12 protein-coding genes are annotated in these 13,936 nt (G+C 49.9%); 10 read left to right on the top strand and 2 right to left on the bottom strand.

Going from position 1 to position 13,936, the window contains the following annotated elements; translation table 11 throughout:
- Positions 1-41: 41 nt before the first annotated feature.
- From uvrB to murJ, 3 genes are read left to right on the top strand one after another with little or no spacing between them, the layout of a single operon-like run.
- Positions 42-2,117, top strand: a complete 2,076-nt coding sequence (gene uvrB / locus ACZ50P_RS10270; protein ID WP_464130945.1) for an excinuclease ABC subunit UvrB — start codon at positions 42-44, stop codon at positions 2,115-2,117.
- Positions 2,104-4,005: an excinuclease ABC subunit UvrC gene (gene uvrC, locus ACZ50P_RS10265; RefSeq protein WP_464130944.1), complete on the top strand. Its 1,902-nt coding sequence runs from the start codon at positions 2,104-2,106 to the stop codon at positions 4,003-4,005. The genes uvrB and uvrC overlap by 14 nt, the downstream gene beginning before the upstream one ends.
- Complete coding sequence (gene murJ / locus ACZ50P_RS10260) at positions 4,002-5,564, top strand: murein biosynthesis integral membrane protein MurJ (RefSeq protein ID WP_464130943.1); 1,563 nt, start codon at positions 4,002-4,004, stop codon at positions 5,562-5,564. Before uvrC ends, murJ begins: the two co-directional genes overlap by 4 nt.
- Here the strand turns inward: murJ and ACZ50P_RS10255 are convergent.
- Positions 5,561-5,965 (bottom strand): Ig-like domain-containing protein, encoded by a 405-nt coding sequence (locus tag ACZ50P_RS10255; RefSeq protein ID WP_464130941.1) that lies wholly within the window; start codon positions 5,963-5,965, stop codon positions 5,561-5,563. The two genes, murJ and ACZ50P_RS10255, sit on opposite strands and share 4 nt — an antisense overlap.
- Before the next feature lie 77 nt (positions 5,966-6,042).
- Here ACZ50P_RS10255 and ACZ50P_RS10250 point away from each other — a divergent pair, with 77 nt between their 5' ends.
- Together ACZ50P_RS10250 and ACZ50P_RS10245 are read left to right on the top strand one after the other, a co-directional pair.
- Positions 6,043-7,242 carry an MFS transporter gene (locus ACZ50P_RS10250; RefSeq protein ID WP_464117109.1) on the top strand — a complete coding sequence of 400 codons (1,200 nt, stop codon included), beginning with the start codon at positions 6,043-6,045 and terminating at the stop codon, positions 7,240-7,242.
- Positions 7,243-7,399: 157 nt separating this feature from the next.
- Positions 7,400-8,458: a hypothetical protein gene (locus ACZ50P_RS10245; RefSeq protein ID WP_464130940.1), complete on the top strand. Its 1,059-nt coding sequence runs from the start codon at positions 7,400-7,402 to the stop codon at positions 8,456-8,458.
- Positions 8,459-8,470: 12 nt separating this feature from the next.
- On the opposite strand, the gene ACZ50P_RS10240 is transcribed toward ACZ50P_RS10245, so the two are convergent.
- Positions 8,471-8,677 carry a hypothetical protein gene (locus ACZ50P_RS10240; protein ID WP_464117107.1) on the bottom strand — a complete coding sequence of 69 codons (207 nt, stop codon included), beginning with the start codon at positions 8,675-8,677 and terminating at the stop codon, positions 8,471-8,473.
- Between the two features lie 158 nt (positions 8,678-8,835).
- Here ACZ50P_RS10240 and ACZ50P_RS10235 point away from each other — a divergent pair, with 158 nt between their 5' ends.
- The 5 genes from ACZ50P_RS10235 (at position 8,836) to ACZ50P_RS10215 (ending at position 13,929) form a co-directional block, all read left to right on the top strand.
- Positions 8,836-9,336 (top strand): hypothetical protein, encoded by a 501-nt coding sequence (locus tag ACZ50P_RS10235; protein WP_464117099.1) that lies wholly within the window; start codon positions 8,836-8,838, stop codon positions 9,334-9,336.
- Positions 9,333-10,607 carry an NfeD family protein gene (locus tag ACZ50P_RS10230; RefSeq protein ID WP_464130938.1) on the top strand — a complete coding sequence of 425 codons (1,275 nt, stop codon included), beginning with the start codon at positions 9,333-9,335 and terminating at the stop codon, positions 10,605-10,607. Before ACZ50P_RS10235 ends, ACZ50P_RS10230 begins: the two co-directional genes overlap by 4 nt.
- A 10-nt stretch (positions 10,608-10,617) precedes the next feature.
- A complete protein-coding gene (locus ACZ50P_RS10225) occupies positions 10,618-11,370 on the top strand; it encodes a slipin family protein (RefSeq protein WP_464117097.1) in 753 nt (250 codons plus the stop codon).
- Positions 11,371-11,467: 97 nt separating this feature from the next.
- The gene (locus ACZ50P_RS10220) at positions 11,468-12,631 is read left to right on the top strand and encodes a SpoIID/LytB domain-containing protein (protein ID WP_464130937.1); all 1,164 of its coding nucleotides are present in this window, start codon (positions 11,468-11,470) and stop codon (positions 12,629-12,631) included.
- Positions 12,632-13,158: 527 nt separating this feature from the next.
- Positions 13,159-13,929 carry a hypothetical protein gene (locus tag ACZ50P_RS10215; protein WP_464117093.1) on the top strand — a complete coding sequence of 257 codons (771 nt, stop codon included), beginning with the start codon at positions 13,159-13,161 and terminating at the stop codon, positions 13,927-13,929.
- Positions 13,930-13,936 lie beyond the last annotated feature (7 nt).

Below are 13,936 nucleotides of genomic sequence, written 5' to 3'. Positions count from 1 at the left end.
AAGTGCGGGTACTTTCATAAGGAAGTGCTATTCTTGGAGGGATGGGCTCTACCTACAAAAAGAACTTTCAATTGGTGTCAGACTTCAAACCTTCTGGTGATCAGCCGAAGGCGATTGAACAAATTGCTGAAAACTTTGCGGCAGGATTAAAACATCAGACGCTGCTGGGGGTGACCGGGTCAGGTAAGACCTTCACCATGGCCCATACGATTGCCAATTTGAATCAACCAGCGCTGGTCTTGGCTCCGAATAAAACACTGGCGGCGCAGTTGTATGCCGAATTCAAAGAGCTGTTCCCTCACAATGCTGTTGAGTACTTTGTGAGCTACTATGATTACTATCAGCCGGAAGCCTACATTCCTTCAACAGACACCTACATTGAAAAAGATTCGGCCATCAATGAGCAGATCGATCGCATGCGCCACTCGGCCACCAGATCCCTGTTTGATCGTCGGGATGTGATTATTGTCAGCTCCGTGTCTTGTATTTATGGTTTGGGTTCTCCGGAAGCCTATGAAGGCATGATGATTCAAATTGTCTCTAACACCGAGATGAAGCGGGATCATTTGCTGCGGGAACTAATTCGCATTCAATACCAGCGAAATAACGTGGACTTCTCGCGCGGAACCGTGCGGGTGCGCGGGGATAATGTTGAAATCTTCCCTCCGTATGAAGAAGAGCGCGCCGTGCGGGTGGAGTTCTTCGGGGACTTTATCGAGCGTCTTTCATGGATTGATCCTTTGACCGGTCAGGTTTTGGAAGAGCTGGATCAGGTCGGTATTTATCCGGGAAGTCACCACGTCACCAGTGATGAGGGCCTGAAGCACGCCATTAAAACAATCCAGGATGAATTGCGGGACCGCCTGGCACAGCTCAATAAAGAAATGAAACTGCTGGAAGCCCAGCGCCTGGAACAAAGAACCTATTACGACATCGAGATGATGGAGCAGATGGGTTTTTGTCAGGGTATTGAAAACTACTCCCGTCACATGACTGGTCGTGGGCCGGGGGAACCGCCTCCGACTTTGCTTGAATATTTCCCCAAGGACTTTGTGACGTTTGTGGATGAGTCCCACGTCACCATTCCTCAGATCGGTGGCATGTATCGCGGGGATCGGGCGCGCAAGATGAATCTGGTGGAGCACGGTTTCCGTCTGCCATCAGCACTGGACAATCGCCCTTTGAACTTCCAGGAGTTTGAGCGGATGATGGATAAGGTCGTCTATGTCTCGGCAACCCCGGGGGTGTATGAGCTGCAAAAATCCGAAGGTGTGATTGTCGAGCAGATCATCCGTCCGACGGGTTTAATTGATCCTGTTGTCGAAGTTCGCCCGGTCAAACATCAGGTGGATGACCTGTTAAAAGAAATCCGCGAACGGGTAAAAAAACAAGAGCGCGTCCTGATCACGACACTGACCAAACGCTCGGCGGAAGATTTGACGGAGTACTACGAAAACCTCGGTATCAAAGTCAAATACCTGCACAGTGAAATCGACACCATGGAACGTATGGAGATCCTGCGGGATTTGCGTCTGGGCGTCTTTGATGTCCTGGTGGGAATCAATTTGCTGCGAGAAGGACTGGATATCCCGGAGGTCAGTCTGGTTGGTATCACCGATGCCGATAAAGAAGGCTTCCTGCGCTCGGAAAGATCCCTGGTGCAAACCATTGGGCGCGCGGCCCGAAACTTGAATGGCCGGGTAATTCTGTATGGGGACGTGATCACGGAAAGCATGCAAAAGGCGATCAACGAAACGGAACGCCGTCGTCGTATTCAGGCTGAATACAACGAAACTCACGGCATCACACCACAATCCGTGAAGAAGAAAATCAAAGACGGTCTGGGTGAGCTGTTTGATGGAACTGTATCGACTCCTTTGGCCGGAGCGAACAAGTCCGCTGCTATCATGAACAAATTTGCGCATCAGCCGGAAAAGATCCAGCAGGAGATCGAAAAGCTGCGTGCACGTATGAAAGAGCTGTCAGCGAACCTCGAGTTTGAAGAAGCGGCTAAAATCCGCGATGAAATCAAACGTCTGCAGATTGTGGAATTGAACGTCCGCAGTGGCGAGGTGGAAGCAGAAAGCGCGGAGGTTGTCAAAGATGGCCTCAAGTAGTTCTCGCTTCGAGGAAGTTCGCGACAAGGTCAAAGAGTTTCCCACGCAGAGTGGTGTTTACCTGATGAAAAACAGCGCCGACAAAATCATCTATGTCGGCAAAGCCAAAAATCTGCGCAGTCGGGTGCGCAGCTACTTCACCGACAGCAAGGACCATTCGCCTAAAACCCGACTTCTGGTTTCCAACATCAACGAAGTTGAATACATTCTGACTAAAACCGAGGTCGAAGCCTTCCTGCTTGAGGCCTCGCTGATTAAAAAGCACCGCCCGAAGTACAATATCCGTCTGCGGGATGATAAAGCCTATCCCTACATCCGCCTGAGCTGGGGGGATGAGTTCCCGCGCCTGTATTTGGCGCGAAAGGTGAAAAAAGACGGATCTCTTTATTTTGGTCCTTACACCTCGGGTCTGGCGGTGCAGGGTACGATTCGTTTTTTAAACAGAACTTTTAAAATCCGCGATTGCACGGATGCGGTTTTTAAAACCCGCAAACGCCCTTGCATGACCTATCAGATTGGCCGTTGCACGGCCCCTTGTGTGGAGTACATCACCAAGGATGACTATCGTGGCGAGATTGAAGGTGCGAAGTTATTCTTAAAAGGTCAGAACCGCAAAGTGGTCAAAGCCATGACCGAAAAGATGCGGGCGGCGGCGGACGAAGAAAAGTTTGAGGTGGCGGCCAGGTTGCGTGACTCGGTGGAGTCGATCAAGGCGATCTTGCAAAAACAGGCCGTCATCAACGACACCTCGGAAAAAGATCAGGATGCTGTGGGCTTCTTTGGTGACGAGCGTGGCTGTCTTATTGAGACCGTCCACGTGCGTGCGGGGCGCGTGATCGGAACCCGATCGCATTATCTTCCACATTTTGATCCCAACGATGCCATCGAGGATCCGCGCGAGTGGCTGGTGGACTTCTTAAATCAGTATTATGATGACAACTTCATTCCAGACGAAGTTTTGTTGCCACTGGACATTGGCAATGACCTGACGAAGTTAATGGAAGAGGTCTTAAAAGAGCGCTCGGGCAGCAAGACCGTGGTAAGATTTGCGACGGACGAGCGCGGGCGCAATCTGGTGGAAATGGCCCATGACAATGCCAAGGCCCACTTCCTGAAGTATGTTTCCAAGTCCGAGGAAAAACTGCGGGGGCTTGACGAGATCAAAGAACGCTTTGGTCTTACAGATCGTCCGCGTCGAATTGAGTGTTATGATATTTCAACCTTCCAAGGGGCCGAGACTGTGGCCTCGCAGGTGGTTTTTGAAGACGGTGTTCCGGCAAAAGAGCATTACCGCCGTTATAAAATCAAAACTGTCCAGGGGATCAATGATTTTGCCTCCATGTATGAGGTCTTAAGTCGCAGATTCAAGCACAGGGAGTACGAAGATCCGCAGTTGATCGTGATCGATGGTGGTAAAGGGCAATTGGCACAGGCGATGAAAATTCTGGAAGAAATCGGACGCAAGGACATTCCCGTGGTGGGACTGGCCAAAGCCCGCACGGAAAGTGACTTCCAGAAGCAGGAGGTGGAGTCCACGGAAGAGCGTTTCTTCCTGCCGGGGCGATCCAATCCAGTGATTTTCAAGCACAATGCAGAGGCATTGCATATTTTAACGGGCATTCGTGACGAAGCCCATCGTTTCGCCATCACCTATCACCGCAAACTGCGGGAGGGCACTTCGCTTGAAAGTGAATTGGACTATGTTGTGGGCTTAGGGGAAAAAAGGAAGAAACTTCTTTTGACTCGATTCCAGTCTATTGATGAAATCAAAATGGCCGATCCTGAAGAGATCGCAAAGCTAAAGACTTTCAATCGAGTTCTTGCCGAGCGCATTCTGCTTCAGCTTAACGAAGGCGAAGAAGAAGAAGAAACAGAGGTTGAAGAGTGAAGAGTCATGCGCTCTTAGTGGGACTGGGAATATTTTTAAGCCGGATCGCGGGTTTGGTCCGCGAACGGGTGTTTGCCCACTTTTTCGGGAACTCCGATGCTGGGGATGCTTTTAAGGCGGCCCTGAAAATTCCTAACTTTTTGCAGAATCTCTTTGGTGAGGGTGTGCTATCAGCCAGCTTCATCCCGGTTTATGCTCAACTTCTGGCAAAGAAGCACGATGAAGAGGCCGCGAAAGTGGCCTCTGTTATTGGCAGCTTGTTGTTTTTGCTGACGTCGATTTTGGTTCTGGGGGGAGTTTTCGCCACACCTTTTTTGATTGATCTTATTGCTCCGGGCTTTACGGGGGAAAAACGCACTCTGACGATTCAGATTGTTCAGATTCTGTTCCCTGGAACCGGCTTTTTGGTGATGTCGGCATGGTGCTTGGGGATTTTAAACTCGCACCGTCGCTTCTTTCTTTCTTATGTCGCTCCTGTGATATGGAATCTGTCGATTATTGCTGCACTGGTTTTATGGGGTGGCAAACAAGGTCAGTTTGACCTGGCCGTGACGGTGGCTTGGGGACTTGTGGCGGGAAGCTTTTTGCAGTTCTTCATTCAGCTTCCCTCAGCGCTAAGATTGGGGAAAAAGATTTCTCCATCTTTGAATTTAAATTTATCCTCTGTGCGCACGGTGGTTCGCAATTTCGTGCCCGTGGTTTTCTCTCGTGGTGTGGTTCAGATCAGTGCCTATATTGACAACGTTTTGGCCAGCTTGCTTCCGACGGGGGCGGTTTCCGCCTTGGCCTATGCGCAAACTTTGTATCTGCTTCCGGTCAGTCTTTTCGGCATGAGTGTTTCTGCGGCCGAGCTTCCGGCCATGTCACAGGCCACGGGCAGCGAAGAGGACATTCGTCATTACCTGCAAGGTCGTCTGAATCGCGGTTTGCAGCAGATTGCCTTCTTTATTATCCCGTCGGTTGTGGGGTTTGTTGTTCTGGGGGATTTGATTGTCGGAGCCGTTTTTCAGACAGGTCAATTCCAAGCCGATAACACCCGTTATGTCTGGCTGGTTTTGGTCGGGTACACGGTAGGACTTTTGGCTTCTACTTTGGGACGCTTGTATTCGTCGACCTTTTATTCTTTGAAGGACACTCGAACACCCTTGCAGTTTGCGATTGTGCGTGTGATCTTCGCAACGGTGTTGGGGGTTCTGGGGGGATTCTACCTGCCAGAGGCTTTGGGTTTTGATCGTCAGTGGGGCACAGTGGGTTTGACAGTGGCTGCTGGGGTTGCGGCCTGGATTGAGTTTTACCTGCTTCGTCAGGCCTTAAACAAAAAAATCGGCAAAACAGGCTTGCCACTAAACTTTCAAGCTAAAGTGTGGTTGATGGCTCTGGTTGGAGCGGGCGCAGGCGCCTTGGTGGTGCGCCTGGCGGTGGATTCTTCCCTTCATGTGATCATTCGCGCGGCGGTTGCTTTGGTGATTTACGGAGTGCTGTATTTTGCCTTGGGATATGCCTTTAAGGTCGAGCAGGCTCACGGTCTTTTGCAAAAGGTTCTGCGCCGTATTCGCTAGTACCGCACTCCCCAGCCGTAAAGATCCACGATGATATTGCCATCGGGGAACTTAAATCTTAAAGCGCCACTGAAGTAGCCTTCATGCCAGGGACGGAACTCCACCCGGGTCCGGCAGCTTTGTCCTGGAAACAAGAATTCGGGGCATTGGCTCCAGGCCCAGAAAGCGGCGCCGGTGATGTAGATGCCGCGGATTTGCAGGGGCTCTTGCCCTGTGTTGCGCAGGTAAAGATCGGCATATTGACTCCAGTTCACTCGCACGCTGCCGAAGTTATAGTAATAGTACCTGCTGGATTGAGCTTCGATGGTGGTGGGGCTCACCCTCAACTCCACCGGGGAGGCCAAGGCAAGAACGGGAAGTTGCAGGGTCATTGTGAGGATTATACTTAATAGATTTCTCATAAGCACCTCCTGACATCCTTATTTTTTTCCAAGAAGAGATTGGTCGCAAAGTTTTTCAGGAGTATGCTGTACTTGTCATGAATGACTCTGTCTGGTCTCCTCTGAAAATTTCTGTCTACAGATCCTTTTGGATCTGTGCTTTTTTGTCAAATCTAGGCACCTGGATTCAGGATGTGGCAGCCAGTTGGGTGATGACACATTTGTCGATATCACCCTTGGTGGTTTCTTTGCTGTCTTTCACAGGCAGTTTGCCAGTGTTGTTCCTAAGTATTCCGTCCGGCTATATTTCTGACTTGGGACACAGACGCAAAGTTTTGTTGTTTGCGCAGGGACTTATGTTCTTTGCCGCAGGTCTATTGGCTTATTTGGTCTGGCAGGAAAAAGTCAGTGAAGTCAGTCTGCTGGGGTTATCGCTGGTGATGGGGATTGGTTTTGCTTTGACGAACCCGGCGTTTCAGTCGGTATTGACGGACCTGGTGCCCACTCCGATGCAAGCCCAGGCCGTGCTTGTGTATTACATGGGGATTAACATCACGCGGGTGTTAGGTCCCACGCTGGGCGGGGGGATTTTAAGTGGCTTTGGTCCCAGCGCCGCTTTTTTGGTGAACAGTTTTTCGTTTCTGGGGTTGATCTTGTTTTTCTGGAAATGGCCGGTGAAAGAAGATCTTTCCGAAAAACAGAATATCAAGATTGTTGAAAACGACTGGAAGCCCTTGTTGTCATTGCATAATATGAAGCTGTGGGCCGAAATCTTTTGTGTCACATTCTTTGCCTCTTCACTGTGGGCGTTGTACCCGACCCGCGGGCGTATTGAATTGCAGTTGTCATCTTTGCAATACGGTTCTTTATTGGGGTTCTTGGGGCTTGGGGCCTGTGTCAGTGCCTTCTTGTCAGAAAAAATCATGCAGCCTCATCGCACCAACAAGTCCTTGGCGGGATCTTATGTGATCTATGCCGTGGGCGTTTTGCTGCTGGGACTGGCGCCGGGATATTTGTACGTTTGTGCGGCGATGTTCTTTGCCGGGATTGGTTGGCTGGTGCTGGCGACCCTGATGAACATGAGTTCGCGCCAGATCACAGGGGCTTCGCGTTTAAAAGCCACCATGTTGGGGGTGTTTTTGGCCGTGTTCTATGCCGGCATGGCGTTGGGGGCCATTACTTGGGGGGCCGTGGCGCGCATCACGACAACCTCATTGTCCTTAGTGGCGGCCGCCACGGGTTTGGCGCTCATAGGGTTTTACAAGGGTCTTAAGGAATTCGTTCCGCGAGACACCTAGGAATTACCATTTTTTTTTAGATACTTTTTTCATTCTTATCAGTTCTGATTATTACAAACACGAAAGACCAATTGGGGCCTAGAAATCTGCTTGGCTTATTCGTGGCAATCTTTTATCAACTTCAACCTGTTTAATTAAAAAAACATCTGAGGTTCTGATGAAAAGTTTTGTCACGTTGTTGTTGGTATTTGTTGCGGGAGCCGCTTATGCAAGCTCCGAAGTTCGCACCTTGGAAGGGTGTACGGTCCAGCATCCTGAGTTGCCGTGGAAGGCCCCGGCGCAAGCGTCCTGGAGCGGGGAGTGCGGCGAGGGTGAGGCGACAGGTTTTGGATGGTATCGCTTTGATCTGGCTGCAGAAGGTTTTAAAGACAGCAAGGTGGAAGTATTCTTGAATCTTGAAGGTGGTTTATTTAGTAACGATTTTTATTTCGCCCGTATCACCACTGGTCAGCAGATTCAGTATGAAGGTTATGCCGAGGCCGGTGGTTATCAGATTTCTTCTGCTGACTGTGCTGTTCAGGTGCAGTGTCGCCAGGTCAAGACAGCGTTGGAAAATGACGGAAAACCGCCAGTTCCGCCGGAGCGTCCGAAGGCGCCACCAACACCTCCGACAGCACCGCCCAAAGAAGCTCCTACTGTGGAGGCGCCAGCCCCCCGAGGGGATTCTTTGCAGAACAGCCGAGAGCATTTCTTGAGAGTCAGTCGACAAATTCCTATTTTTATGCGCGCACATTTTGGTGAAGACCCGCAGGTGGCTGAGGAAGTGATTCAGTCCATGGCGACCTTTTCCCAATCGTGGATGAAGTATGCGTCCTTCATTTGTCAACGGGGTGGGCGTCAGTTGAGTCATTGTGAAAAATATCAGTTGGATATGATGTCGACCCTGTTGATGAGAATCATGGCGCAGGAAACAGAGGATTACTTCCCGGTGACGCGTGGTTTTTCCAACTACTCCGAAGCCAAGTGTGCAGGGACCAGTTCCGTGGCGGATCATTTGAACTGTATTCAACGGCAATGTGAAAAGCGAGTTCGTGAATTGCAGGGGATGCATCCGAAAGCCATGGCGGCGGCGGTGGACGCTATGGGCGCCTATGCCCATGGCCTTTCCTTTATGACGGCATTGGGTGGTTCTGCGCGGATGTCTGAATCTCTTTATCTCTACGAGCGTATGCTTCAGTTTGTTTACGAGATGGCCTACTTTGATTGGAAGAACTAGGGCCGTGTCCGTTTAGTGGATGCGGTGGTGGCGAGCTTCCTGTTTTTGCTCACAGCAAGGGCAGGAGGCCTCTTCGGAAAGAACGGCATGTTCAGTCATCTGTTTGTAGCTGAACTCCAAAGCCGTTCCACATTGCTCGCAGTTATTGATGGCTTGACGGAAAGATTCACGTTTAAGGAACTCTTCAGTAGGTAAGATGTTGAATCTGAAAACTTCCATGGGAACCTCCTTAAAGGCTGTCAGTGCTAACGATACCTTTCTTATCGGTAAAATCCGTTTCAACTTGAGACAAAAATGCGCCATGACATAGAGTTTGAGCAGCGCATTAAGGCCGGTTTTTATGGTCTCTAAACCTAGGTCCAGATAGAATCGGCGCCATGAAAGACTACATCCAGTATCTTCAAGACGTCCTGGGTCTTCAAAATGTTATGCTCTCACAAGATCAGGCTTCTGAAGCGGAAGCGGTCAAGACTCGATTTTTCACCTCGACAGGTCCCTTCAATCCTTCCGAGCTGCGCCATTACGAACTGGTGTTTTTAAATATTCTGACTCAGAAGAAAGAAAGTCTGTTCTTGCCAGAGGTGCAGGATCTGGCTGCGAAAATGAAAGCGGCGATGAAGCTGCGCAATTTGCAGGTTCTGGAGCTGGACTGCACGGTGGAGGATCGTTCGCAGTTGCCGTCCGAGTTGGCCAAGGTGTGCGAAAGCAAAGTGGTGGTCGTCTACAGTTCTTTCCCTAAGGACATCGGCGAATTGATTTTCAAAGGACCTGGCAAGTGGCTTGAAACCTACAGTCCGGCTTATTTGTTAGAGGATCCGGGTGCTAAAAAAGTGGTCTGGAATGATCTGCAAAAAGTGATGAAGGAGTTGGGTGTATGAAGTTCCTGATGTTGCTGTTCATGACGTTTTTTGCAGGGGCGGCGGCAAAGGCTGACTGCACCACCGCGATCACAATCAATGAACCCATTTCAGCATCGACATCGGACTATCTTGAGCGGGCCGAACGCCGCGCTGTTGAAAACAAATGCAGCTCGCTGTACCTGCGCATAAACACACCGGGCGGCAGCCTGCAAAGCACGCGTCTGATCGTCGAGCGTATCTTGGCGTCTCCGATTCCTTACCTGTGTCTGATCGCGCCTCGTGGCGGTCATGCGGGCAGTGCAGGTGCTATTATTCTGCAGGCCTGCCATGTGAACGGCGGTTTGACCGCCACGAACATTGGGGCTGCCACTCCGATTCTGGGGTCGGGTGGGGAAACTCCGGAAGACCTGCGAAAAAAACTTGTCAACGACACCGTCAGTTGGATGGAAGGTGTGACCAAGCTTCGTGGGCGCAGTTTGAAGTTTTCAAAAGAAATCATCACGGAAGCCAAATCCCTCAGCAGCGAAGTGGCGCATCAGGAAGGGGCGCTGGATATTCTGGCGGCCTCCGAGCTGGACTTCTTGGAAAAAGCCCAGGGGCGCAAAGTTATTGTCGGGGAAAAGAAAGAGACTTCCGTGGTCGCCGTTCATGATCTGCAGGAGTTTGTTCCCGATATTCGCTACAGAGTTCTGAGTTTTGTGGCCGATCCCGAATTTGCTTATCTGCTGTTTATGGGAAGTCTGGCCCTGCTTTATGTCGAGATTACCAATCCGGGATTGATTGCTCCGGGAGTGATCGGTGGTATCGGTCTGGTGTTGTCGATGGTGGCGTTCCATAAGCTGGATGTGACCTGGGGTGGGCTTGCTTTGATTCTGTTGGGAATAGCGTTTCTGGTTGCGGAAATGTTCATTCCAAGCTTCGGAGCCCTGGGTATTGGTGGATTGATCGCCGTTTTTGTGGGGAGTGTGTTCTTGTTTGATGCTCAGACGACGGGTTACAGCCTGCCGCTTTCTTTGATTATTTCTGTTGTGGGTGTTCTGGGGATTTTGTTCCTGGGCATTGGTTATTTGGCCTTAAAAACCATCCGTATGAAAACCAGGGATTCCGATGCTCAAATGCAGAGTTCCGAGGGGATCGTCATGACGGTGGAAGGCAACGGTCACCGTGGTCAGGTGGAGATCATTGGTGAGATCTGGAACTTTGTTTCAGAAGACCCGTTGCAGGAAAAAGACCGCGTTCATGTGACGGGACGCCAGGGTCTGACGTTGAATGTGAAAAAAATTAAATAAGGAGAAAATAATGGAATTTATAATTGGCCTGATTGTGATCGGTGGTATCGTCGGCAGCTCGATGATCAAGATCCTGAATGACTGGGAGCGTGGTGTGGTTTTGCGTCTGGGTAAAGCCGTGGGTGTGCGCGGACCTGGTTTGATCCTGTTGATCCCGTTCATCGAACGAATGATCAAGATCGACACTCGCACCATCACGATGGATGTGCAGCCTCAGGACGTGATCACAAAAGACAACGTATCCATGCAGGTGAATGCGGTGGTGTACTTCAAAGTGGTTTCCCCGATGGAGGCAATCACGAAGATTGAGGACTACTACTTTGCAACCAGCCAGTTGGCACAGACAACTTTGCGTTCTGTGATGGGTCAGTACTATCTGGACGACGTGCTTGAACATCGTGACAAGATCAATGCGGCTTTGCAGGTGATCTTGGATAAAGCGACAGAATCCTGGGGTATTAAAGTCACCATGGTGGAAGTCAAGCAGATCGACCTTCCCAAAGAAATGCAAAGAGCCATGGCGCGTGAGGCGGAAGCCGAGCGTGAACGCCGTGCCAAAGTCATTTCTGCGGACGGGGAAGTGCAGCGTGCGCAGAAGCTTCAAGAGGCTTCCAACACTTTGGCAGGGTCTCCTTCAGCATTGCAGTTGGCTTATTTGCAGACTTTGACCGAAATTGCGGGTGATAAGACGAATACGATCCTATTCCCTTTGCCGCTAGACATCATTAAGCCCTTCGTGGAAATGGCGAAAAAGGAAAACTAGACTTTAATCGCTGGACCATTGTTGGTTAAATAAAAGGGACAAGGCCGGATGCTTTGTCCCTTTTTATTTTCAAAAACTCTACGGACGGAGTTTGGCAGTGAAGCTAGTATGGGCATCTTTGACTTTCATCATGGTCTTCGTCGGCTTTGTTTCTGACGTGCATTCTTCTGTTGTCTCGGACACGGGTGCTCCTTTGGTGCGAGTGCGATTAAAATCTCTTTCTTCCAAAGTTCAGATCTCCGGTTTGGGGCTTCGCTTTCAGAATCTGACTCAGAATTTCCGCCCGGTGGCGATACCGCAGGACGCGTTGGCTGAAGTGCGTGTGTTGCATAAGGATGGGAAAAAAATCTGGGCGTTGCGCACCAACAGCAAAGCCAGCGAACATCTTTTCACAGACAAGTACCTTCTGATCCAGGGGGACAATATCCGCATTGGCTCGCAAGCACTTCCGTCGCGGGTCTTGCTGAGCATGAACGCTGGCATGGTGGATGTTGTGGGCGTCATGCCGCTGGATGAATATGTCGTGGGAGTTCTTGCCAGCGAAATGCCCTTAGCCTGGCCACTGGAAACCCTGAAGGCTCAAGCCATCGCGGCAAGATCCTATGCTTTGGCGGTCATCAATGAACGCAAAGACAAGGCTTATCATCTGGAAAGCAGTGTTTTGGATCAGGTCTTCCGTCATGTGGTCGCTGAAGACCGCACAAGTCCTTTAATTCAAAAAGCCATGCAGGCCGTTGAGGAAACAAAAGGGATCAAGTTGTGGGATCCAAAAAGCCGTGTTTTGAAGGCCTTCTATCATTCTGATTGCGGAGGTAAAACGACGACCTCCAAGAATGTCTGGAACTATGGCGTGAACACCGGCATCGTCGTGGACAGTTCGTGCCCGACCAATCCCCGTGGCCAGTGGAAGCTGACCTTAAGCAAGGAAGATCTGAAAAAGCGTCTGCGCGTGACTGATTTTGATAGCATCGAGTTCGTCAGAAACCCGCAGGATCAGCGCGTGCAATCCGTGCGTGTGGCCTTCAATGGCAGCCCTGAAAAAGTTTTGTCAGCCAATGACTTCCGACAGTCCCTGGGATTTCAGGATCTGCGCAGTGCTTTGTTTGAAATGAAAAAGCAAGGCGAAGAGTTTTTGTTTCAGGGCCGCGGCTTCGGTCACGGGGTGGGTCTGTGTCAGTGGGGGAGCCGGTCACTGGGGCAAAAGGGATACACTTACAAACAAATCCTGAAGCACTACTATCCACTGGCAAAGTTGCAGTAAGGTATTGCGGGCGGAATTTAAGTTGGGTCTGTTTTTTTTGGAAATTAGAAGTCAGCCGAAGAAGGTGGGGCAGGAGTTGCTCGCGGTATAAAAGGAAAAAGAACTCTGCAAGAGAGTCTCTTTCAAGAAAAAATTCAAGGCCTCAAAATTAGAAAGCCAAAAATACGCGGGCGGCGAACATGAAGACCGCGCCCAGAATCAATGCATTTGTCGCTGTCACTGTCATCGTAAAATCCTTTTTTAAGTTTGATACATCCCATTTCGGTAAGATGAGGAAAAATCTTAAATATTTGGTTTTTCGTCGAAGTTTTAGGCATATCAAGATGTGACAGTGGTGCCCCTTTTGCGCACCTGCCGCAGACATTAGACGCTTTGTTTATTTCGTATCAGTCCGGGATGGGTGGATATTCCATGTGATAACATATACTTACATTGCTTTTGTTAGGCTTGGCATGTTGGCACAAGCATCGCAATAGAGTCACTGTGAGAGGTCCATCAAACAACCGGACCTTTTAAGTGAGGCTGATATGAAAACATTCAACTCTAAACTGATCTTCCTGCTGGCGGCGTTCTCTTTGATGGGCGTAGGTTGCGGAAAGAGCAATCAGTTCCAGACTGGATCTAACAATACAAATCAGCCTGTTTATGATGGCGGTGTTGGTGGCGAAGCTCCAGCAGCTCCAGATGGAGGCGGTACTTCTTCCGGTTCAACTTCCGGCGGTAACGTGGTTGATTTCGTACCAGTGTCTTTCGCGGAAATGAACTCTTATGTAGGTATTCGTCCCCTGAACAATCCAAGCAACTATAAGTTGACGATTGATTTGGAAAACGTGGGTAACAACCGTTATGGCGGCACTGTGAAGCTTTCTTATGTGGATACTGGCTACACTTATACTGGTACTTTTGATTCTGGTATGGGCACAAATGCGAAAATGAGTGGCTTGCAGGATAACAACATGTTGGAAGCTGAATACAACAGATGGTTCACTTACAACGGCAAAACAGTTTTCAACGGCTTCTTCCAGGATCAATACGGCGCGATTGTGGTGGTTATCGATAAAGTTGTAAACCAGGGTGACGGTCAGGGTTCCAGTACAGTGTCTGGCTCTGTTTACTACAAGAACTTTGGTCAGTCTTATGTGCAGCAGTCTCCGTACAGAAAATGCTGGTACATCCGCTCAGGTCCTTACAACTGCCGCGCTTCTGCTGTGATGAACAAAACAAGTCCATATCCAGCAGACGGCTACAGAAAGCTTGGAACATTCTCAGGCTTGGTGGTATCCGCAGCGTTTAAATAATCGGCCC

The sequence above is a fragment of the Bdellovibrio sp. CKG001 genome (assembly GCF_055397465.1).
Note: the sequence above shows the minus strand (reverse complement) of the source record. Positions and strands in the feature narration are given on the sequence as shown.

Excerpts from the sequence above, each read along its gene's own strand:
- ACZ50P_RS10225 (WP_464117097.1), top strand. The coding sequence starts at position 10,618 with ATGGAATTTATAATTGGCCTGATTGTGATCGGTGGTATCGTCGGCAGC.
- uvrC (WP_464130944.1), top strand. The coding sequence starts at position 2,104 with ATGGCCTCAAGTAGTTCTCGCTTCGAGGAAGTTCGCGACAAGGTCAAA.
- ACZ50P_RS10240 (WP_464117107.1), bottom strand. The coding sequence starts at position 8,677 with ATGGAAGTTTTCAGATTCAACATCTTACCTACTGAAGAGTTCCTTAAA.
- uvrB (WP_464130945.1), top strand. The coding sequence starts at position 42 with ATGGGCTCTACCTACAAAAAGAACTTTCAATTGGTGTCAGACTTCAAA.
- ACZ50P_RS10255 (WP_464130941.1), bottom strand. The coding sequence starts at position 5,965 with ATGAGAAATCTATTAAGTATAATCCTCACAATGACCCTGCAACTTCCC.
- ACZ50P_RS10250 (WP_464117109.1), top strand. The coding sequence starts at position 6,043 with ATGAATGACTCTGTCTGGTCTCCTCTGAAAATTTCTGTCTACAGATCC.
- ACZ50P_RS10215 (WP_464117093.1), top strand. The coding sequence starts at position 13,159 with ATGAAAACATTCAACTCTAAACTGATCTTCCTGCTGGCGGCGTTCTCT.
- ACZ50P_RS10245 (WP_464130940.1), top strand. The coding sequence starts at position 7,400 with ATGAAAAGTTTTGTCACGTTGTTGTTGGTATTTGTTGCGGGAGCCGCT.
- ACZ50P_RS10235 (WP_464117099.1), top strand. The coding sequence starts at position 8,836 with ATGAAAGACTACATCCAGTATCTTCAAGACGTCCTGGGTCTTCAAAAT.
- ACZ50P_RS10230 (WP_464130938.1), top strand. The coding sequence starts at position 9,333 with ATGAAGTTCCTGATGTTGCTGTTCATGACGTTTTTTGCAGGGGCGGCG.